Genomic DNA, 21,101 nt, shown 5'->3' with positions numbered 1-21,101 from the left:
GCAGGCTAATTAAGTAAAAAATTGTACCGACAGCAGCCGACCGAGGCAGCAGGGATTCAAAAGATATGCAAAAAGCGCCGCTGCCGGCGCTTTTAGTTGTGCTGAAATGCTTTTCTATGACGCGCTCTCCCTCTACTGATGATGGGCCGCCTTGTTATACTGCTGGACCACCCGGTTTAGCCGCTTCAGCTGAAAGGTGTATTCCACAATGGATGAAGCAATGATCAGCAAGCGGAGCTTTCTGTCTTTATCTTCCGGATATTGCTCAAGGATCCGTTCAAAAAATGCAGCGCTTGATTCCATTATTTCATTTTCAAGATGGTCATCTGTTTCTTTCATTTTCCCTTCATATTTTAATAAAAAGTATTCATGGCTTTTAATTAATTGTTCAAGATGGTGATCAAAAAGCTGGTCTTCCTCTTCGTTTGCATTGCTTTGGAAATAATGCTCTTCAATGTTTTCCAGCACTTCTTCCCCATGCTGAAGTGCTTTCAGCATTTGCTTTAAGACGACAATTTCTCTGACATCCAACGGGTTAAGCTTTGACATTTTACCCCGTTCTTCATCAAAGATCTTGTACAGCTCCTCCAGCCGGTCAATGTCATTCCGCAGCTGAAGGATGAGTTCCTGATATGATTTTTCCTTCATCTCATTAGAAATGGCAGTCCGCAGCAGTAATGACATATTCCGGAAAACAGAATGCACTTGTTCCAGATAATTTTTTTTATATTTGGGCGGTAAAATCAAGAGGTTTATCAGTAATGCAGAGCCGATGCCAACCAAGATGATTAAAAATCTGTTTACCGTAAAAAGAATACTTTCATTCTCAGGGGCACTCATAATGGCAAGCACTGTAACCAACGTAAGCGGAATGGTGCTTTCCATTTTCATTCTTAAGCTAAAGGATATGACGATGATCATAATTAATCCGATTGTGATCGGATTATCTCCAAGAAAATGGATGGCGAAAAGCGCAATTGCGGCCCCCAATGTATTGGTTAACAGCTGATCGGAAAGCTGCTTCCATGATCGATATATAGAAGGCTGGATCGTAAAGATTGCAGCAACTCCAGCAAACACGGCGGGTTTTAAATCGAAAATAGCACATATGTATAACGCAATCGTGACAGCAATCCCGGTCTTCAGTACGCGCGGGCCAAGTACCATAAAATGTTTCCCCCATTAGGCAATCTATCAAAAAACAAACTAATCGTCCTTCTAATAGTAGAGAATATTCCCGGAAAAATAAAGACCTTAACCAAGCGGGAAAGGTCCAGATTCTATATTAGTCTAGAGAATAAAAAGTAATAAAAGCTATAAATGATTAAAACTTAAATTTCACCAATAATGTTTGCATCTCTTCTGCCAATACGGATAAAGATTGGGCAGCGGACGAAACTTCTTCGATCGTGGCCAACTGTTCCTCACTGGTTGCAGAGTTCTCCTGGCTTGCGCTGGCTCCTTCTTCAGCGTGTTGTTTGACAACATCAATCGCCTCCACTATTTTTTGGCTCCCAGCTGAAACCTGATGAATCGAAACAGCAACTTCCTGCACCTTTCCACTGACATTCGACACGCTTTGTTCGATTTCCTGGAAAAGTTCGCCGAATTTCTGTGTCCTGACAACTCCATCTGCAACCTTCTCTGTACCGGTGTTCATGGAATGTACTGCCTGGATGGTTTCATCCTGAATGGAGCCAATTAATTCAGAAATCTGCTTAGCTGAAGCGGAGGATTGCTCAGCTAATTTCCTTACTTCATCTGCAACCACTGCAAAGCCTTTTCCATGTTCACCCGCCCTTGCCGATTCTATGGCTGCATTTAAGGCAAGCAAATTTGTTTGGTTCGAGATATCAGTGATAATTGATACGATACTTGCAATCTCCTTTGAACGTTCCCCAAGGTTTTCAATAATTGCTGAAGTATCCTGGACGGTTTGTTGAATTTCATTCATATGGACTATAACATCCGCAACACTGTTTGCACCGTTTTTAGAGACATCCAATGTAGATTGGGTGAGTTCAGATACTTCTTCACTTCGGGCAGCTATTTGCTGAATCCCTGCAGACATTTGGTTAATGCCTGCCGCAGCCTTATTTATGCTATTTAATTGCACATCAGCACCGGAGGCCATCTGTTGGGATGCTGCAGCAACGTGCTGGGCCGACTGGATGCTCTGTTCAGCAGTAGCTGTTAATTCTTCTGATGAAGCAATCAATGTATTAGCAGAAATATTTACTTGCCCTAAAACCGAACGAAGTGAATCGACCATAAGATTGAAACTTTTCCCCAGCTGTCCTAACTCGTCATTAGATTTAATTTCAATAGTTTCCTCAAGGCTCCCCTTATTGATTTTCTCTGTGGCTGATATTAACTTTTTCAAAGGAGTTATTATAGTCTTCAAAATAAAATAAACAACTATAGCAGCAACAAACAATGCTCCTATTATTACAGCCAATGTAGTCATTAAAATTGACCGGGCTTCTTTATCAATTTCAGATGAATACATAGTTCCTGAAATTTTCCACCCAGTCTGTTGATTGGTTTCAAACATCAGCTTCTTTTCTTCACCATCCAGCATATAAGCCGTTGATCCTGAATCACTCTTGAACATATACTTATGCTCTGGATTAGAAGCATCCGCCCCTACTGGCTGCTTAGGATGAATTAAAAACTTGCTGTTTTTATCGATTACCTGCGGATATCCTTCTTTCCCGATTTTTGCCTTATTTACCATTTCGGCAAGGGTTTTAATTTTCACATCAAAGGCCACTACCCCGCTGTTATCTTCCAATATTCTTGCTACAGTAACAATGGCATCCCCTGTAATTTCATCTTTGCTTGGGTCGGTAATGACTGCATCGCCTGAATGTTCAATGGCTTGTTTAAACCATGCTTCTTGTTCAGGGTTACCTTTAAGATCTGCCCCTGCAGAACTCAGTAATTCCCCGTTCTTCTTTCCTAAATAAACAGTCTGGATTTCCGGATATATCTGCTGGAAATCCATCAGCTTGGAAATGGAAGCTGTGTCAGCGTGCATGCTTGTTAGAGACTTGGATAAATAATTGACTAGTTTTATCTTGTCTTCAAAAAAAAGATTAATATTTTGATTGATTAAGTTTACATTTTCATTTGCTGCATTAAGAATTTGATCTTCAACCTTATCCTTTGCGGAACTATAAGATATCAGTCCAATCAGCAAACTTGGAACTATCAAAATTAAAGAAAAAGAAATAATGAGTTTACTCTTAATAGTGGGCTTTATAAAGACCTTCATGTTATATGTATTTCCCTTCTATGCTGTTTTTCAGCTTTGCATTGTTAAAGATTGTGTCCAGAGGACCAAGATACTGTTTAAACCTGCAAACTGCTGTCCATCACAATTTCTACTCAGACCGGCACTATTCAATTCACTTCATCATTTGAGTCTTCCTTGAAAAATTGTATTTTGGAGTGACATTGCTTAGCTTTTTTAAATCAATGCAGCATGAACTTCAAGCTCCATTCCAAACGCAAATAAGAAAACGCTTCCACATCTAGCTATCAATGCCAGACTCAGGAAGCGTTTTCGATTTTTTTAAATTCAATTTTAGTTACAATATACGGTTTTATAATACACTTTTTTCCATCTAACATACACTATTACCTATCCTTGTTTTATTCTATGTGTAATTTTTACCATAAAGATGATTATAACAAGAGTTATAAAACTTTCAATATTTTTTTATAAATTATTGTTTTCGGAGACTTTTCAGGAAAGTTTTCAAGAGGTTTAACCCCCAGCCTATGCAATCTGGTTTTTTCTGCGGAAAAAGGGTGGAGCTGGACCGATTTTTATGGTAATAGAATGAGGGAATTAATAGCGAATTAAATGTAAGTATTAATTGAATGAATCGGGAAAAATGTTTAAATAGAAGAATGGTCTTTTTAAAATTCAATTTATTTACTCATCTTTAATGATAACTCGCTTATAAAAGCAGTGACGCTGATCAGCAGTAGTGTAATAAGAAATTGAGGTTCCGAAAGTGTCGCCCAACAGGGAAAAAGGACTTCCCATATACGGAAAGTCCTTTTTAAGGTTGTTTGTTTGTTTGTATATAATTCACAGTGGTTAAACATAGTTAATTTTTTTTGAATTTTCTCTAACAAAATTAACAATACCTTTGATTAATGAGAAGGGAAAAGAGCCCCCCAGTTAAATGCTATCGAATAAACTGCTGTTGCCGCCAATAAGGCAATGTTGAACAGCAAGTATTTTTTTCCAATCCAGCAAAATAGAATGATTGCTAAACCAACCGGTGCGCCCAAAAATGCGAACCATGGAAACGGCGTATTTTCTAAGGACAGAAAATAAGCGTAATTGACAGCAATAAATAAACCTAATAGAATTTGGTTCATCATTCTGATTTCTGATTTATTATATTCACTCACTTCCATACCCCCCTCTCTATTACAAAACAAATTTCCAAAAAAATCTATTTACAAATAATTTTTTAGTAGTAAAATGTTACGAGTATTGAAATTGTCAATTAATATATTACTACATTTGTGTCGAAAAAGGTAAAGATTTTTTAGGTTTCTATGAAAAAATATTCGTTTTTTTGTCGAAAGGTGCGGTTTTTCTCATCTAAGGTTTTACGTACATAATTATAAAATTATTTCCGAAAAACTTTTAGTCTTCATTAGGTGATATATAAGGAAAGCCGTCCGTTCATGGGGCTGGAGATCTATTGGTTTTAACAGATTTTAATTGCTGGGCCATTGAAACCGATTTTAGTAAGCGGTTTATCAAATCTTCATTTTTAGGCTTAAAGGAAGAGTACTTTCATCCTTTCCTGTAGCATTTGGCCTGCTTTCTAAACATTGTCCCTTTTAAGAATAATTTGAGATTAGGATCTAACTGGACATTTAAACGAACATAGATGGAGGAGTTATCATTGTCTGAAAAAGAAACAGCACCAAAAGAAAAAAATATGACAAGACGTACCTTTATCCGGAATTCCGGTTTGACTGTTGGCGGCCTTGTTCTTGGTGGAGCACTTGGAGGTTTATTGAATAAAAAGCCTGCAGCACCGGCTTCAGCGCCTGCAGCTGGTCATGTAATGGAAGCGTCAAATCATAATCAAGCGCTAATGTATTTCACTCCGGATCAATTCAAAGTAGTTGATGCAGCTACAGAAGCTATTTTCCCGAAAACTGAATCTGGCCCCGGAGCGAAAGAACTATTAGTAGCCTATTATATTGACCACCAGATGGCTGGCAGCTTTGGATTAAATACAAAGGAATATATGACAGGACCATTCTATCCTGGAGAAGCCGTTCCTGAGCAGGGCTATCAAACTCACCTGAAGCGCCAGGAAGTATTCGACCTTGGAATTGCTGCGCTGGAGTCTGAAGCACAAAAACGTTACAAAAAAAGATTTATTGAAATAAGTGAAGAAGAACAAGTTGCTATTTTAACAGATTTTGAGGCTGATAAAGTTAAGGTGAACGGATCCGTATCCTCCAAGTTCTTCTTTACCTTACTTCGTAAGGTAACACTGGAAGGTGCTTACGCAGACCCAATGTATGGCGGCAATAAGGACATGGCTGGCTGGAAGATGAAGAACTTCCCTGGACATCAAGGTTCATATACTAATTTAGCAGATGACAAGTTTGTAGCAATCGCACCAAAAGCTTTGAATTCTCAACACAATCATTAAAGCAGGAGATGAAATATTATGGCTAAAACATTGCCAAAAACAGATATAGTTACAGTCGGTGTAGGCTGGGTCGGAGGCATTATTGCAGCTGAGCTGACTAAAAAAGGTTATAAAGTGGTCGGTATCGAACGCGGAAAAGAACGCTCAACTGAAGACTATTTTATGGCTCACGATGAGCTTCGCTATGCTGAACGCAAAGAAATGATGCAGGATATGTCAAAGGAAACTGTTACATTCCGCCACAACATGAAACAGCGTGCTCTTCCATACCGTGAATGGGGCTCTTTCCTGATTGGTGACGGTGTCGGCGGTTCAGGGATGCACTGGAATGGCCAGACATTCCGCTTCCTTCCTTACGATTTTGAAATTTTTTCAAAGACAGTAGAGCGTTATGGAAAAGATAAAATCCCTGCTGGAATGACTCTTCAGGACTGGGGTATCACTTATGACGAATTAGCCCCTTATTTTGATAAATTTGATGAAATGACAGGTTTATCTGGTGAGCCCAATCCATTGCCGGATGCACCACAGGTTAAATATCCAACACCGCCGATGATTGAAACTCCTGTAACTAAGCTCTTTAAAGAAACAGCTAAGAAAATGGGCTATCATCCATATCATATGCCATCAGCTAACCTTACAGAGAACTATACAAACTCTGATGGTATTCAACGTGGTGCATGTCAATACTGCGGATTCTGTGAACGTTTTGGCTGTGAATACGGCGCGAAGGCTTCACCGGTAGTAACTGTTCTTCCAGTTGCGAAGAAAACAGGCAAGTTCGAAGTCCGCACACACTCTGTTGTTAGAAAAGTATTGCATACTAACGGCCGTGCATCAGGTGTCCTTTACGTTGATACACGTACGGGAGAAGAATTTATCCAGCCTGCTGATGTAGTTGTTGTTTCAGCGTACCAGATGAACAATATTAAGATTCTATTGAACTCTAAATTAGGTAAACCTTATGATCCGAAAACAGGAACTGGTGTTGTTGGTAAGAACTATGCCTACCAGACATACCTGGGCCGTGCCCGCGGATTCTTTGATGACAAAGAATTCAACTTATATGGCGGCGCAGGAGCGCTAGGAGCTCAAATTGACGACTTCAACGGAGATTTCTTTGACCATTCTAAACTAGACTTCTTGCATGGTGCTACTATGCACATTACCCACCTTGGTGACCGCCCGATTGCGAACAACTGGGTTCCGCCTGGCACACCAACATGGGGTAAAGAGTTCAAAGAAAAATCTACTTTCTATGCTAACAGAAACCTTATCCTTGCTGCTCAAGGTGCAAGTATGCCATGGCAGGACAACTATATTGATTTGGACCCGACTTATAAGGATGCATTTGGAGATCCATTGCTGCGTTTGACTTTCAACTGGAAAGATCAGGACCGCAATCTAATGAAGTTCATGGGTGATAAATCTGAAGCAATTATGAAAGAAATGGGTGCAACTCACGTCCTTAAAGGCGGAGATGATATTAAGGATTACGATATCCGCAACTATCAATCTACCCACAACACTGGTGGAGTTATCATGGGTGCCAGCCCTGAAACAAGTGTGTTAAACAACTATCTTCAAATGTGGGATTGTGAAAATGTATTCGTTCCGGGTGCTTCTGCATTCGCACATAACTCAGGCTATAACCCAACAAATACAGTTGGTGCATTGGCTTACCGTGCTGCAGAAGGTATCGAAAAATACCTGAAACAAGGCGGATCACTAGTTTAATACAATAAGTATTTAAAACAATAAGGAGGGAAAAACATGGCTAATATCGGAGTGCCTGGACTAATATTAATTCTGATTCTGGCATTAATCGTTTTCGGCCCTGCCAAGCTGCCGCAGCTAGGCCGCGCAGTAGGACAAACCCTTAAAGAATTCAAACGTTCCACAAAAGATATTGTGGATGACGTAACTGAAGAGTTCACGCTAGAGGATAAAAAAGTTGATGTAAAAAAGAACACAAACGCATAATTTTCCACAAAAAACCCGAATCTAATTGATTCGGGTTTTTTCCTGTAGGGTTGATATTCATTACTGATAATTGAATTTGAAAAAATTCAGCCTGGTGAAAATAGTACTTTGTCATTTTGGCCAAATAAAATGAAAAACGGCGAAATTATCTTCCTGTTCGGCTAAATAAATTCGAAATCGGCCCAAAAATTCTTCATTCCCGCTAAATTAATTAAATGGAATGGTTACAATAGCCCGAAGGGGGTGTGTTATACACGATAATTAATATAAAAAACCTGAAATTACTTCTGGTTTCAGTAATTAATATTTATTTCTGCCAAAATTATTACTCTTATCGGCACTGCCTATCGTTTTATTTGCTGATCAATTTGATTTTATTGACTCTATTAGTATTAGCTATTTTCGATTCTCTTCATTTTGAAAAAGCTAATACTTCAAATAAAGGAATAAAGTGAGCAAATGTTATCCGTTCCTGATGTAGCAGCTGTTTAACTGCCCTTTGATTTTATTTTTAAGAAAATCCTTTATAAATCCCCCTTCTCTAAATATAGTGCCACCCATAAAAAGACACAGCAAAGGGGAGTCCAAGGACTCCCCAAAAGATCATTATTACTATTAAAATTTAATCGCTGACCTTAATTATCTTATTTACCATCTTCAAGATATTTCAAATTAACTAAGCCCTTAATATCATTGCTTGGGATATAACCTGCATCCTTGCTGATATCGGCCATTTCCTGCAGAACCTTTTCATTTACATCTGTAGTCACTTCTAAGCGTGAAAACGCAGCAGCAACTTCATCCTTTTTCAATTCTTTCCCTGTCAGCTTTTTAAGATGGGCAATAACCACTTCCTGGGCTTCTTCAGGGTTGCTTTGAATGAATTCGACCGCTTTCTTATGTGCTTTCAAATAAGACTCGGCAAGTCCGTCTTTTTCAAGAAAATCTTTACGCGCGGCAACAACTGTATTTGTTGACTCTTTCCCCCAGGCAAATTCATCCCAGTTCAGCAATAGCTTTCCTTTTGCCTGATTTTCAAGGACATAGCCCCATGGCTCCTGTGTTGCAGCAGCATCTACTGATTTTTGAACGAAAAGAGAAGCCGTATCAGCAGGTGCAGCAGCATATAGCTCAACTGTTCCGCCGTTTGTTGTTGGCTTTAATTTTGCTTCCTGAAGAGCTTTTCTCAGCATTACATCCTGCGTGCTTCCGATTACCGGAATCGCAACCTTTTTACCATCCAAGTCTTTAATATCTTTAATATTGGTATCTCCGCCAGCGACTAATACAGCACCGCCATTAACTGCGCCTGAAATAAGATTATATTCTTTATTTTTCACATAAAAGTTAAGCAGCGGACCAGGTCCTACTGTTCCAACTTCAATTGCTTTTGTGGCCATAGCTTCCATAAAGAGCCCGCCATTGCTGACCGTTTTTGTTTCGATTTTGACATCCTTGCCAAACTCATCCTGAAAATATCCCTTTTCAAGAGCAACAATTGTAGCGATATGAGTTAAATTTGGGAAGTAACCGATTTTTACAGTTTTATCCCCTGATTCTTTCCCCTCTTCTTTCCCAGATTGGGCACAGCCGCTTAAAATTCCTACTAATAAGATGGAAAGCAAAAAGAATGAGATTGTTTTTTTAAGCATGAGTTTTCCTCCAATATTCTGCAGATGTTTAAAAAATTTTAGAGTCAGCCAGCATTACCGGCTTACACCCCATTTAATCTGAACGTTGCGTTCTATTCTTGAGAATACTACATTATCAACAATAGTACCAATGACCGCAATGATGATCATGACTGAGATGACGAGATCCATTTGTCCCAACGATCTTCCCATTTCAAGCAATTGGCCGAGACCCCCTCCGCCTCCCAGCAATTCTCCCGCCATTAAGGCACGCCAAGAAAATGCCCACGCTACCCTTAAACCGGAAATAATTTGGGGGACTGAGGCTGGCAGGATTACGGTCCGCAGAAAATGGTACCCGCTCGATCCCAGCGTTTTTGCCACACTCTGATAAAGCCGGGGGACGTTTTTAAAGCCGCTTGTTGCATTAACGGTCATAGTCCAGGTTGCCCCGATTGTGACAATGAACAAAATAGAAAAATCGTTCAAGCCAAACCAGATAATTGCCAGCGGAAACCAAACGATACTTGGAATCGACTGAAGTGCTGTAACGATAAAGCCAAGTGTATCTTCGACAAGTTTAAAACGCCAAATGAAATATCCCAAAACAAGGCCGACAATTGTGGCAATCGCAAAGCCCAGCAGGATCCGGCCCAAACTTTTTCCGATCGCTGCGGTGATTTGCCCGCTTATCAGGCCATTAAACAATGTTTCAAACACTTGTGTCAAGCTCGGAAACATGAATTCGGGAAGGCCGGAAAGTCTAGATGTGATTTCCCATATCACCGCTATCATCGCGATGAATATGACCCGTCTTAAAGCTGTAGTCATGGCCCATTTCCTCCTTCAGTACTTTTTCTATTTCCTCTTGCAAGATTGATAAAACTTTTTGTTCTGTAGTCATTGTTACGCTGTCCGGCATAATCCCATCCTTCATAGTCGGCACAGAAATCGTATCCTTGATTTTGCCTGGACGTGTAGCAAAGACAACAATCTTTTCTGATAGGAGAACGGCTTCCCGAATATTATGCGTAACAAAGAAGATCGTAACCTTTGTTTTCCTCCATATTTCCAGCAGCTCTTTGTGAAGTACCATTCTCGTCTGTTCATCCAGAGCAGAAAACGGTTCATCCATTAAGAGTATGTCGGGCTCCATTACCAATGCTCTGGCGATTGCAACCCTCTGTTTCATCCCTCCGGAAAGCTGATGCGGATAGGAATCAACGTAGCGGCTAAGGTGTACCATTTTTAAAATATCAAGAGCTTTCGCTTTCGCTTCTTCCTTCGGCATTTTTTTCAGCAGTAAGCCATATGTGACATTCTCCAGCACCGTTAGCCAAGGAAACAAACCTGCCTCCTGAAACACAACAACCCGGTCCGGACCCGGCTTGGTTACTTTATTCCCGGCAATCCGGATTTCACCCTGGTCTGCCTTTTCAAGCCCTGCCACCAAATAAAGCAGGGTAGACTTTCCGCATCCTGAAGGACCGACAATCGAAACAAAACTGCCCTTTTCAACATCAAGATTTATATTATCAAGTACCTTTACTTTTTCTTTTTTATCATTTAAAAAGCTTTTTTCGATACCATCTATTGTTAAGTACACAAATTCACCTCATCCTTAAATCCGAGTATATTTATATGTTTTATGAATATTATAATGAATCTGTTCAGGGTTTTTGTCAACATAAAAATAAATCAAAAAATAGTGTTTTCTTTTCCTTTATCATCATACCCTTTTTTTTCCATTTAAAAAGACTCTCATTAGAATGAAAGTCTTCTTTTATTTCATATAGCACTTATAACATTATTTCTTAATTAGATATGGCTTATCTCCGGCAGCGGCAATTTTAAACTGCATTTCTCCTGCAGGCTGGACTGTGAAATACATTTGATTAATGCCATTTTTAAGTGATCCTTTATATCCGCTTTCCAGCTCTACATAAAATGCAGCTGTATATTCTACTTGCAGTCTATTTCTTGCACGTTCGTTTAATGCCCGGATTTCCAGTTTCTTTATTCCAGTTTTAAATTGCTCTACGTTAAAGGAGGCAGGGTCCAGAAATTGATCCTGTGATACCTTGGAATCCACAAGCAAATACTTGAAAAAAATGAACGCCGGATTAATATTGCCGGGTATATCAAGATCCCGGTAAGGCTCTTTGCTTATCCTCCATCCGCTACTGGAAACATATTGAAATTCAGTAATGAATACTGCCTTCTCCCCTGTTTCTCCAACAGGAACAGTCATCCGGTAAACTTTCGTGTTCTTTTCCGTCTTCACCAATTTAGGAGCGGCCAGGTTCCACTGCAATAAAGAACCTCCATCCGCTTCAGGCTGCGCCAATTTTCCCTTGTATTCAATTATTCCGCTCTTTTTCAAAAATTGCTCAGCTGCCAGATTGGTCATTGTGTTCATTAAATAACCCATCATTTCCTTCTTTGTATCAATATCGCCTGATAAGTAGCGATACGTTTTGCCATTATATAGGAAGGTTTTATATTCTCCGGGTTTGTTCGCTCCGCCTGCCTGGATATAGCTTGTTGCTTTCGCCCATTCAGCAGCCAGGTACACAGCCTGACTGTCAATATTCTCGGCGTAATGGTCACGAACCGGCTCCTTGCTCAATTTCCAGCCAATTTTCTCAATATATTGATATTCTGCCAAGAATGCTTGCTTCTCCTTAGTTTCTCCTAATGGAACAGAAAGGCGATATATCTTCTTACTTTTCTCTGATTTTACAAGTGAGGCTGCTGATTTCTCCCATTGCAGCAGAGAACCTCCATCCGCTTCCACTTGAGCCAGTTTCCCTTTGTATTCAATGATGCCGCGGGATTTAATGAACTGTCCTGCCGCAGCGGATGTTAAAGACTTTTGAAGGTAAGCCAATAACTCCTTTTTCGTATCAATAGCGGCAGATAAATACCGATAAGTTTCCCCCTTATAGCTAAAAGTTTTATATTCTCCAGTTTTATAAGAGCCTCCTGCCTGAACATAGCTTGCCGACTTCGCGAATACCGCGGCTATTTGTACCGCCTGCTTTGCGGAAAGGTCATATTTTATTAGAGAAGACTGTGTTTTTACAGCTGGCTGTCCCTTAGCAAAAGCTGTATCAATATGCTGTATATAAGGAGCATTTAATAAAGTAATGGCTAACCCTGAAATCACTAATTTTTTTGCATTCATATGTTTTTCCTCCAAGTTTTCGTCTTCAATTCTTAGACGCAGGTTTAAGGAAAATGTTACACAGTCAAAAAAATAAGAACATATCTAAGACTAATAGTTTATCTTGAAATATGTAATGGGTATTAAGGGATAGGTATGTTGGCAAATCTTTGTTAAGGGGACAAAACGTCCTATTACATACAATTCGATTCCTCTTCCTTTTTAACGATACTTAAGGACTTAAGGAGTGTGAACACTTTGCTGAAAGAAGCCGTGTACCACAGGCCAAAGAATAATCTTGCATATGCATATGACGGGGAAACGCTTCATATCCGTTTACGGACAAAGAAAAGTGATGTGAAATCAGTGGACCTTGTTTTCGGTGATCCCTATGAATTCAATGATCAGGGATGGATAACGAAAAATTACCCGATGGCTATCACCGGGTCAGATGATCTGTACGATTATTGGTTTGCCCCGATAAAGCCGCCTTATAGAAGGCTGCGATACGGGTTTGTACTGAAAGACGGGGAGGAAACCTTTGTTTACACTGAAAAAGGTTTTTTTGAGGAAGCCCCTCTTGATGATACGGCCTATTATTTCTGCTTTCCTTTTATCAATCCAATAGACGTGTTCACCCCTCCGGCATGGGTTAAGGAAACTGTTTGGTATCAAATTTTCCCCGAGCGGTTTGCCAATGGAGACAAGACACTAAATCCGCCTGGCACATTGCCTTGGGGAAGCGCAGAACCGGAAACAGATAATTTTTTTGGCGGAGATTTTCAAGGAGTGATTGATCATATCGGCCATCTAGTTGAGCTTGGAATTACTGGAATATATTTCACCCCCATTTTTAAAGCCTACTCTAACCATAAGTACGATACCATTGATTATATGGAAATCGATCCGCAGTTTGGTGATAAGGAAACGTTAAAGAAATTAGTTGATATCTGCCACCAAAACGGGATAAAAGTGATGCTAGATGCGGTCTTTAACCATAGCGGCTATTATTTCCCGCAATTTCAGGATATTCTGAAGAATGGTGAAAAATCCGAATATAAGAATTGGTTCCATCTGCACGGATTTCCGCTTGAAACTGAGCCAATCCCCAATTACGATACATTTGGATTTGTTCATACTATGCCGAAATTGAATACAGAAAATCCTGAGGTAAGGAATTATCTGCTGGAAGTCGGAAGGTACTGGGTGCGGGAGTTTAATATCGACGGATGGCGCCTTGATGTGGCGAATGAAGTAGACCATCATTTTTGGAAGGAATTCAGGAAGGCTGTAAAGGAAATAAAGCCTGACGCCTATATCCTCGGAGAAATCTGGCATGATTCAATGCCATGGCTGCAGGGTGACCAATTTGACGCAGTAATGAATTATCCATTTACAACGGCCTTAGTCAACTATTTAGCAAAGAACGAAATCAAGGCTTCTGAATTTACAAATGTCATTTCAGAAGTCCTGCATTACTACCCAAACAGTGTTAATGAAGTTTCCTTCAATCTGCTAGGCAGCCATGATACTCCAAGAATATTGACGGTTTGCGGGGAAAACAATGAAAAAGTGAAGCTTTTAACGCTATTTCAAATGTCCTTCACAGGGACTCCGTGCATCTATTACGGTGATGAAGTTGGCTTGAGCGGCGGTCAAGATCCGGGCTGCCGGAAATGTATGGTTTGGGATAAGGAAATACAGGACCAAGATTTATTCCATCACATAAAGAAGATGATTCAGCTTAGAGCACAGCATCCTGCCTTCCGAAGCAACGATATCACTTTTATAGAAGCAAATGATGAAACAAACCATCTTGTGTACTCAAAAACAGATGGCAAAACAAATTATGTGTTTGTTTTAAACAACTCTGACAAGGATTTGGACATTGACGTCCCTGTTAACAGTGACACCGTACTGGACTTATGGAGTAATGAAATAATTTCAACTGGCCAGAATAAAATTAAAGCCACATTGCCGCCTTATGGATTTAAAATTTATCAGTTATAGAGTTAAGGGGGTACGTTCGCTCCCTTATTTTTTATGCCAGGAGAATCGCACCTTTAGATCCTTTGAGGGATTTAAAACCATCTAAAATGTTACTTTATTTTGCCGGCATCATTTTTACCGGGTATACGTTTAAAGGCAAAAAGGACAGTATAAATTGAAACTGTCCTTTATTTTGCTATTTTATTTTGAGTTTCCAGCTTCGGTAATTCTGTGTTAAGCTTCCCGGACAGTATATAGAAATACATTTGAAAATCAGCTCGCAGCGACCAGACCGGATGGCCAAATGTTGCAGGTTTGTTGCCTTCAATAAAAAAGTGAGAAATCCAGGCAAATCCGTATGCAATTACGGGAGCTAATAGTAGGAACCATGCATTCCCAAAAATAATTGCTAAAGCTATACATACATATACGAATGAGGTCCCGATAAAGTGCCATAATCTAGTCGAGCGTTTGCTATGCTGCGTCAGGTAAAATGGCCAAAACTCCTCATAATTTTTAAATTCTTTCATCATAATCCTCCTCCTGCATTAAGTATACAATTTTTATCAGAATTTTCCATATATTTTCGTTCGATAGTACTACTGTATTAGTAAGAATAGCATTAAACTTCTTTGCTTTACATCATTATCATATTTCCGAAATCTAGTTGATCAATTTTCAATACAGGGGGATTTGGTAACTATAAACGAAACCTTATTAAAACAAAAATAAAACCCGTAACACGTATCTAGTGTTTACGGGCATTGATTTTAGATAAACTTTTCAGGAATTCTCTCTTTAGTATCATTATTTTGTATATTGTACTTCTTTAATTCTACCTGTGCTGTTTTTTTCCTGTACTCGTTCAGACTGTTCATTCATTGTATCGGCCGTGGATAATGCCTGGCTGTTTGGTGCTGAGAACTCTCCGGGTGTATGGTGCTTGATTGTTGTGGAACCAGCGTTCGAGCCTTTAAAAGACCGGACTTTATCCATAACCGTATCACGGGCACTTTGCGGTACTATAGATGATACTTTATTCATCACCTTGTCACGGGATTCCTTATTTCTAAATAAATAAGCAGCTGCTCCCAATGCCACTACACCTAACAAACTATTTTTTGAATTTCTCATATTATCCCCTCCTTAGTATATCCTTATTATTCCCCTTTATAAATCAAGTAAACGGATTTTCAGCTGGTTAAATCTCACAGGAACTTGCAGGAACCCTAACGAAAGACGCTATGAAAAATTGGACATACTAACCAAAATAAGGAGGGAGCAGAATGAGTTTTTTACTGAGTATGGATTTCTTTAAAATGTCAGCCATTGTTATTGGATATGGATTATTTATATGGTTACTCCTAAAATTGGCGAATAAGTGGGATGACGATGTGTATCCATGACCATGATTAATTACTCTAGCTTTAACCATAACAAAACAGGCCGGAAATTCCTCCAGCCTGAAAATATTATCTATTAAGTTCGTTCCAAATTCTATCCATTTGCTGCAGCATAAACTTCATTCAATCATATCGTCCATGATGAATAATATTAAATACCTTTGTTTCACATCAAAAAGATTAACTATAAGAAAGTTCTTTTTGGTTTAGGCCAAGAGTTTGCGCTGTTGAAGTATGAATTTCATCTGCAAGCTCCGGGTTTTCCATTAGTGACACGCCATAGGAAGGAACCATTTCTTTGATTTTCGTTTCCCACTCTGGCAAATGTTGCGGGAAGCATTTTTCTATTACCTCAAGCATGACGTGAACGGCAGTAGAAGCACCTGGAGAAGCACCAAGCAATGCAGCTATTGAGCCATCAGCGGCACTAACGACTTCCGTACCAAATTGAAGTGTACCTATACCGCCTTCCTCAGTATCCTTGATAACTTGCACACGCTGGCCTGCTACTACTAAATCCCAATCCTCGCTTTTTGCATTCGGGATAAATTCCCGTAACTCTTCCATACGCTTTTCTTTTGATAGCATAACTTGTTCGATCAGGTATTTTGTCAAAGACAAGTTCTTTGCACCTGCCGACAACATAGTTACGAGATTATCCGGTTTTACGGAAGTTACCAAATCAAACATTGAACCGGTTTTTAAAAACTTTGGTGAGAAGCCGGCAAACGGTCCAAATAGCAACGACTTTTTATTGTCGATAAATCTTGTGTCAAGATGCGGAACAGACATTGGAGGAGCTCCAACCTTAGCTTTGCCGTATACTTTTGCATGATGCTGCGCTACAACATCCGGATTGTTACATACCATAAATATTCCGCTTACCGGGAATCCTCCGATATGCTTTGATTCAGGAATACCGGTTTTTTGCAGTAAATGCAGACTTCCGCCCCCACCGCCGATAAAGACGAATTTTGCAGTATGATATTCGCTTTCACCGCTATCGATATTATGAACCTTCACTTTCCACGAGCCGTCGCCAGTACGTTTAATACCCTTAACACAATGCTTGTAGTTTATCTCAACGTCTTTACTCTTTAAGTGGTCAAATAACATGTGTGTTAAAGCACCAAAGTTAACATCAGTTCCAGAATCGATTTTTGTTGCCGCTATCGGTTCATCCGGTGTACGGCCTTCCATTATTAGCGGAATCCATTCCTTCAGTTTTTCAGGGTCATCAGAATATTCCATCCCTTTAAACAGAGGATTGTTTGATAGCGCTTCAAAACGTTTTTTCAAAAACGTTACATTTTTTTCTCCTTGTACTAAACTCATATGAGGTAATGGCATGATAAAGTCCTGCGGATTACTTATTAGCTTTCTGTTTACAAGATAAGACCAAAACTGTCTTGAAAGCTGAAATTGTTCATTAATTTTTATAGCTTTGCTAATATCTATAGATCCGTCAGATTTTTCGGAGGTATAGTTAAGCTCGCACAATGCAGAATGCCCAGTACCCGCATTATTCCATTCGTTAGAGCTTTCTTCTCCTGCGTTTGCCAGCTTCTCAAACACTTTGATTTCCCATTCCGGTGCTAACTCTTTCAGTAGTGATCCCAAAGTCGCGCTCATGACTCCGGCACCAATTAAGATAACGTCTGTTTTTTTCTGTACGCTGCTCATTATAACCTTCCTTATCCGCTATATTTGCAAAAAAGATGTAGGCGCGACCTAGGAACACACCTTTTCTGTCTGAATTAAAAACATATCATATACTATTATAATTATTTATTGATAAAAATATCTACTATTATTCTGATAATTTTAAACTATTTATGGCCGTTAAAAGCGAGAAGTCCGTCCCAAAGGCCTCAGCAATACACAATTCCAAGAATTAACTCCGCCTCTTGCAAGGGTTAAGGCTTTTGTTTTCCGTTACCAGTGAACAGGCACCCTCTAATTTCCGCTGTTACTTATGGTATGGTTTTCCTCTAAATAAGATTTTAATATTTAACCATAATAATCCTCAATTACCATTTATAAATTAAAAAACTTTTTCAGCCTACCCCCAAAATCTTTACATGATTACCTAAGCATTTGTTGTTAGTCAAATTACGAGAAAACAAGAAGTTTATGGTTTTATATTAACTGGGATTAAAACAGCGGATTTTTTCTTGATAACATTTATGTTGGTAAGGTTTTCTTAGATATTGTGGCATTTTTACCAATGAATACAGAAGTAACTACAAAGATTGCCGTCAATATTGTCACCATAGTGATAGATTCTCCTAAAAAGAGCGCAGCAAACAAAATCATCAGAAACGGCTGCAAATATTGCAGTTGGCTTACTCGTGCAATTCCGCCTAATGCCATCCCGCCATACCAGGCAACATATGCTAAAAACTGGCTTACAATCGCTAAATAAAGTAAACTAATCCAAGCTTTTATTGGGGCATTTAACATTTCCATAGAAATATTCATCCCTACAGGAATCAGAAAGAAAGGTGCTCCTATCACAATCGCCCATGCGATCACTTGCCAGCTTCCTATTTCTTTTGATAGCTTTCCTCCCTCAGCATAACTAAGCCCTAAAATAATGACTGCAGCTAAGAGTCCTAAATCCTCAAATTGCAGTTTTCCAAAACCTAAATTTATCGCATATAAAATGACAGTTCCTGCACCAATGAAACTTGCAATCCAAAATCTCAAAGAAGGTCTTTCCCCCGCTCTTAACATCGCGATACCTGCTGTTGCTAATGGTAACAATGCTAATTCAACTGCTCCGTGTGAAACTGGTAATGTCTTCATTACCCATGAAGTTAGTAAAGGAAAACCTAAGACAGCTCCTGCTAAGACAATTAAAATACTTTTAAACTGCTGCCGATTAGGTACTTTTTCCTTTCGAACAATCAGTATTACTCCAACCAATATTGCTGCAATAACTGTTCTTCCTAATCCAACTACTGTTGTCCCGAAATATTCAACAGCTATACTGGTAGTTGGCAAGGTTAGACTAAAGCAGATAACACCTGCTAAACCTAGAAATAACCCCAATTTTTCTTTTTCCACTTAGTTTCCTCCCCAACTATATTTACATTGTCTTAAAAAACCGAAGACACTTTTGGTATAATCACATAATACTAGATACAGATACTGGATATGATTGCTGTTTTCTGCATCTGTCAGGGTACAGTTTAAGGAGGTTGGAAAGATATTGAATCCAAAATACATGAAAATTGTAGAAGAAATTAAGCAGCAACTTACAAACGGAGATTTAGTGGCTGGTCATAAACTTCCCTCTGTTCGACAACTATCTGAAAAATTTAGCTGTAGTAAAAATACGGTCATTAAAGCTTACAGTGAGTTAGAAAAAGAGCACTTAATTTATGCGATACCTCAAAGCGGCTATTATATTGTCAATGAATTCAAACTGCCTGATGATCAGCCAGATGTAATTGATTTCTTATCTGCTGGACCAGATAAGCATTTGTTACCATACATTGAATTTCAACATTGCTTAAATCAAGCGATTGAAAAATATAAAGAAGAAATTTTCACATATTCAGATCAACAAGGCCTTCATTCATTACGTACAGAAATCGTGAAAAACCTTCAAATTTCACAAGTATTTACTGAACCCGACCGTGTAGTCATAGTCTCAGGCTCACAACAAGCTATTCATTTATTAACCGCCCTCCCTTTTCCAAACGGCAAAAAAAATATCCTTATTGAACAACCAACCTATTTCGGGATGATTGCATCTCTCGAAATAAACCAAGTTACGACCTTTGGCATCGAATTATCAATGAATGGAATCGATTTAGAACATCTTGAATATATTTTTAAAAACAATGATATTAAGTTTTTCTATGTCATTCCAAGGTTTCATAATCCTCTTGGACATTCTTATACAAATAGTGAGAAGAAAAAAATCGTGCAGTTAGCGAATAAATATGATGTATATATTGTAGAAGATGATTTTCTAGGTGAATTAGAGTGCGATAAAAAAGCTGACCCGTTTTTCGCTTTTGATACGTCTGGAAGAGTCATTTATATTCAAAGCTTTTCAAAAGTATTTCTTCCCGGGCTACGGATTGCTAGTGTTGTATTGCCAAAAATAATGATTAACAGCTTTTTACGTTATAAATTCAGTTCTGATTTCAACAGCCCTGTCCTTTCACAAGGCGCATTAGATATTTATTTAAAAAGCGGGATGTATCACAGTCATTTGAAAAAGATAAAGGAAGTATATTTTCATAAAATACACTTACTAAAAAGTGCTTGTGAACAATTACTTCCTGAAGGCACACAATTTACGAAGCCGGATTCAGGATTTTATCTTTCAATTTATTTACCCGATCACATATCAGCAAAAAAACTTGCTCTTCTATTATCTGAACAGCAAATATTAATAGATGATACGGGTAGAATGTTCTTATCCGATTTTAATAAAGACAATCTTATTCGTTTATGTATTTCTCAAGTGCATGACCATCAAATAAAATACGGCATAGAAAAGATATCTCAAACCATTACCGTATTGGACAATAAAAAGAGCTACCATTTAAATAAAAATCTCACTCATTTAAACAGACCCCCATATAATCAAAAGTAGCACCAAGCCTAGACAGGAGTAGTTCTTCATTATTTCATCGAAAAATCGCACTTACTTATGAGACGGTTCTCCCTAATTCACTTTCTGGTAAAGCATCTTTTAAGGATAAAGCATTGTCCTCTAAAAACCAGAAGACAATGCTTTTTATATCCTTTCTATTCGGTTCCATTTTAATTTTTTTATAAGTGACTTTATAATAACCTTCTAGTGTTTGGGACCTAATCACCGCAATTTCATGTAAAAATTCTTCCGATGTTATTTTTTTTAGTTTCTTTATTATGGAGAAAATCGGCATAAAACAAACTGGTGAACCCTACTAGCGGTGTACCAGTAGGGTATGTACAATCGATTTATTGATTTAGTCCTTCGTCAGTTGTGATTGGATTAATCTCATTCGTACTGCCATTTTTATTTTTCTCATTTGTGGCATTTTGTGACTCAAGTTGATTAAGCTGGTTTTTCACTGATTGTGAGTTTGTTAAATTATTTTGAACGTCTTTTTTCATTTCTCCATTACCTCCTTTCTTAATTAGGATTAGGAGACTAATCTAATTTTATTCAGGTTAATATTTTGAAATTTCCAGTGATAGTAGTACCTTTAGGCAAAAAAAA

17 protein-coding genes and 1 pseudogene are annotated in these 21,101 nt (G+C 38.7%); 5 read left to right on the top strand and 13 right to left on the bottom strand.

Annotated elements, in window-relative coordinates:
- Nucleotides 1–132 precede the first annotated feature (132 nt).
- The 4 genes and pseudogenes from CVD28_RS18750 to CVD28_RS18740 all read right to left on the bottom strand — a co-directional run bounded on the left by CVD28_RS18750 (nucleotide 133) and on the right by CVD28_RS18740 (nucleotide 4,431).
- Entirely contained in the window at nucleotides 133–1,167 is a 1,035-nt protein-coding gene (locus CVD28_RS18750) for an aromatic acid exporter family protein (RefSeq protein WP_101595037.1), read from the bottom strand.
- A 157-nt stretch (nucleotides 1,168–1,324) separates the two neighbouring features.
- Nucleotides 1,325–2,134 carry a methyl-accepting chemotaxis protein gene (locus CVD28_RS29340; RefSeq protein ID WP_374702553.1) on the bottom strand — a complete coding sequence of 270 codons (810 nt, stop codon included), beginning with the start codon at nucleotides 2,132–2,134 and terminating at the stop codon, nucleotides 1,325–1,327.
- A gap of 132 nt (nucleotides 2,135–2,266) precedes the next feature.
- Nucleotides 2,267–3,277: pseudogene (locus CVD28_RS29335) on the bottom strand (HAMP domain-containing protein); the annotation flags it as partial.
- Between the two features lie 890 nt (nucleotides 3,278–4,167).
- Complete coding sequence (locus tag CVD28_RS18740; RefSeq protein WP_101595030.1) at nucleotides 4,168–4,431, bottom strand: hypothetical protein; 264 nt, start codon at nucleotides 4,429–4,431, stop codon at nucleotides 4,168–4,170.
- Nucleotides 4,432–4,937: 506 nt separating this feature from the next.
- On the opposite strand from CVD28_RS18740, the gene CVD28_RS18735 reads away from it, so the two are divergent.
- Genes CVD28_RS18735 through tatA form a run of 3 tightly spaced genes read left to right on the top strand, consistent with a single transcriptional unit; the run spans nucleotide 4,938 to nucleotide 7,685 of the window.
- On the top strand, nucleotides 4,938–5,702 hold the full coding sequence (locus CVD28_RS18735; RefSeq protein ID WP_257985915.1) for a gluconate 2-dehydrogenase subunit 3 family protein: 765 nt from the start codon (nucleotides 4,938–4,940) through the stop codon (nucleotides 5,700–5,702).
- Between the two features lie 18 nt (nucleotides 5,703–5,720).
- Complete coding sequence (locus CVD28_RS18730; RefSeq protein ID WP_101595025.1) at nucleotides 5,721–7,439, top strand: GMC family oxidoreductase; 1,719 nt, start codon at nucleotides 5,721–5,723, stop codon at nucleotides 7,437–7,439.
- A gap of 36 nt (nucleotides 7,440–7,475) precedes the next feature.
- A complete protein-coding gene (gene tatA, locus CVD28_RS18725) occupies nucleotides 7,476–7,685 on the top strand; it encodes a twin-arginine translocase TatA/TatE family subunit (RefSeq protein ID WP_101595022.1) in 210 nt (69 codons plus the stop codon).
- 644 nt (nucleotides 7,686–8,329) lie between these two features.
- Here the strand turns inward: tatA and CVD28_RS18720 are convergent.
- The 4 genes from CVD28_RS18720 to CVD28_RS18705 form a co-directional block, all read right to left on the bottom strand.
- Complete coding sequence (locus CVD28_RS18720) at nucleotides 8,330–9,337, bottom strand: aliphatic sulfonate ABC transporter substrate-binding protein (protein ID WP_101595018.1); 1,008 nt, start codon at nucleotides 9,335–9,337, stop codon at nucleotides 8,330–8,332.
- A 54-nt stretch (nucleotides 9,338–9,391) separates the two neighbouring features.
- A complete protein-coding gene (locus tag CVD28_RS18715; protein ID WP_101595015.1) occupies nucleotides 9,392–10,147 on the bottom strand; it encodes an ABC transporter permease in 756 nt (251 codons plus the stop codon).
- Entirely contained in the window at nucleotides 10,080–10,922 is an 843-nt protein-coding gene (locus tag CVD28_RS18710) for an ABC transporter ATP-binding protein (RefSeq protein ID WP_101595011.1), read from the bottom strand. The genes CVD28_RS18715 and CVD28_RS18710 overlap by 68 nt, the downstream gene beginning before the upstream one ends.
- Nucleotides 10,923–11,123: 201 nt before the next feature.
- A complete protein-coding gene (locus CVD28_RS18705) occupies nucleotides 11,124–12,503 on the bottom strand; it encodes a DL-endopeptidase inhibitor IseA family protein (RefSeq protein WP_101595008.1) in 1,380 nt (459 codons plus the stop codon).
- Nucleotides 12,504–12,740: 237 nt separating this feature from the next.
- On the opposite strand from CVD28_RS18705, the gene CVD28_RS18700 reads away from it, so the two are divergent.
- Nucleotides 12,741–14,492 carry an alpha-glycosidase gene (locus CVD28_RS18700; protein WP_101595004.1) on the top strand — a complete coding sequence of 584 codons (1,752 nt, stop codon included), beginning with the start codon at nucleotides 12,741–12,743 and terminating at the stop codon, nucleotides 14,490–14,492.
- 167 nt (nucleotides 14,493–14,659) lie between these two features.
- Here the strand turns inward: CVD28_RS18700 and CVD28_RS18695 are convergent, their stop codons facing one another.
- The 4 genes from CVD28_RS18695 to CVD28_RS18680 all read right to left on the bottom strand — a co-directional run bounded on the left by CVD28_RS18695 (nucleotide 14,660) and on the right by CVD28_RS18680 (nucleotide 18,943).
- Nucleotides 14,660–15,001 (bottom strand): DUF962 domain-containing protein, encoded by a 342-nt coding sequence (locus tag CVD28_RS18695; RefSeq protein WP_101595493.1) that lies wholly within the window; start codon nucleotides 14,999–15,001, stop codon nucleotides 14,660–14,662.
- 277 nt (nucleotides 15,002–15,278) lie between these two features.
- Nucleotides 15,279–15,605: a hypothetical protein gene (locus tag CVD28_RS18690; RefSeq protein ID WP_101595001.1), complete on the bottom strand. Its 327-nt coding sequence runs from the start codon at nucleotides 15,603–15,605 to the stop codon at nucleotides 15,279–15,281.
- Nucleotides 15,606–16,054: 449 nt separating this feature from the next.
- Entirely contained in the window at nucleotides 16,055–17,557 is a 1,503-nt protein-coding gene (locus CVD28_RS18685; RefSeq protein WP_101594998.1) for a malate:quinone oxidoreductase, read from the bottom strand.
- Between the two features lie 501 nt (nucleotides 17,558–18,058).
- Nucleotides 18,059–18,943 carry a DMT family transporter gene (locus CVD28_RS18680; protein WP_101594994.1) on the bottom strand — a complete coding sequence of 295 codons (885 nt, stop codon included), beginning with the start codon at nucleotides 18,941–18,943 and terminating at the stop codon, nucleotides 18,059–18,061.
- A 145-nt stretch (nucleotides 18,944–19,088) separates the two neighbouring features.
- Between CVD28_RS18680 and CVD28_RS18675 the strand changes: the two genes are divergently transcribed.
- Nucleotides 19,089–20,489, top strand: coding sequence for an aminotransferase-like domain-containing protein (locus CVD28_RS18675; protein WP_101594991.1), 1,401 nt, complete (start codon nucleotides 19,089–19,091; stop codon nucleotides 20,487–20,489).
- A 350-nt stretch (nucleotides 20,490–20,839) separates the two neighbouring features.
- On the opposite strand, the gene CVD28_RS28225 is transcribed toward CVD28_RS18675, so the two are convergent.
- On the bottom strand, nucleotides 20,840–20,995 hold the full coding sequence (locus CVD28_RS28225; RefSeq protein WP_180954221.1) for a hypothetical protein: 156 nt from the start codon (nucleotides 20,993–20,995) through the stop codon (nucleotides 20,840–20,842).
- Nucleotides 20,996–21,101: the final 106 nt, after the last annotated feature.

The organism is Bacillus sp. M6-12, assembly GCF_002860285.1.
Taxonomy (GTDB): Bacteria; Bacillota; Bacilli; order Bacillales; family DSM-1321; genus Peribacillus.
Note: the sequence above shows the minus strand (reverse complement) of the source record. Positions and strands in the feature narration are given on the sequence as shown.

What these genes read in the sequence shown, in the direction of transcription:
- CVD28_RS18750 (WP_101595037.1), bottom strand. Translation starts at nt 1,167, where the DNA reads ATGGTACTTGGCCCGCGCGTACTGAAGACCGGGATTGCTGTCACGATT.
- CVD28_RS29340 (WP_374702553.1), bottom strand. Translation starts at nt 2,134, where the DNA reads ATGGCCTCCGGTGCTGATGTGCAATTAAATAGCATAAATAAGGCTGCG.
- CVD28_RS18730 (WP_101595025.1), top strand. Translation starts at nt 5,721, where the DNA reads ATGGCTAAAACATTGCCAAAAACAGATATAGTTACAGTCGGTGTAGGC.
- tatA (WP_101595022.1), top strand. Translation starts at nt 7,476, where the DNA reads ATGGCTAATATCGGAGTGCCTGGACTAATATTAATTCTGATTCTGGCA.
- CVD28_RS18720 (WP_101595018.1), bottom strand. Translation starts at nt 9,337, where the DNA reads ATGCTTAAAAAAACAATCTCATTCTTTTTGCTTTCCATCTTATTAGTA.
- CVD28_RS18715 (WP_101595015.1), bottom strand. Translation starts at nt 10,147, where the DNA reads ATGACTACAGCTTTAAGACGGGTCATATTCATCGCGATGATAGCGGTG.
- CVD28_RS18705 (WP_101595008.1), bottom strand. Translation starts at nt 12,503, where the DNA reads ATGAATGCAAAAAAATTAGTGATTTCAGGGTTAGCCATTACTTTATTA.
- CVD28_RS18695 (WP_101595493.1), bottom strand. Translation starts at nt 15,001, where the DNA reads ATGAAAGAATTTAAAAATTATGAGGAGTTTTGGCCATTTTACCTGACG.
- CVD28_RS18690 (WP_101595001.1), bottom strand. Translation starts at nt 15,605, where the DNA reads ATGAGAAATTCAAAAAATAGTTTGTTAGGTGTAGTGGCATTGGGAGCA.
- CVD28_RS18685 (WP_101594998.1), bottom strand. Translation starts at nt 17,557, where the DNA reads ATGAGCAGCGTACAGAAAAAAACAGACGTTATCTTAATTGGTGCCGGA.
- CVD28_RS28225 (WP_180954221.1), bottom strand. Translation starts at nt 20,995, where the DNA reads ATGAAAAAAGACGTTCAAAATAATTTAACAAACTCACAATCAGTGAAA.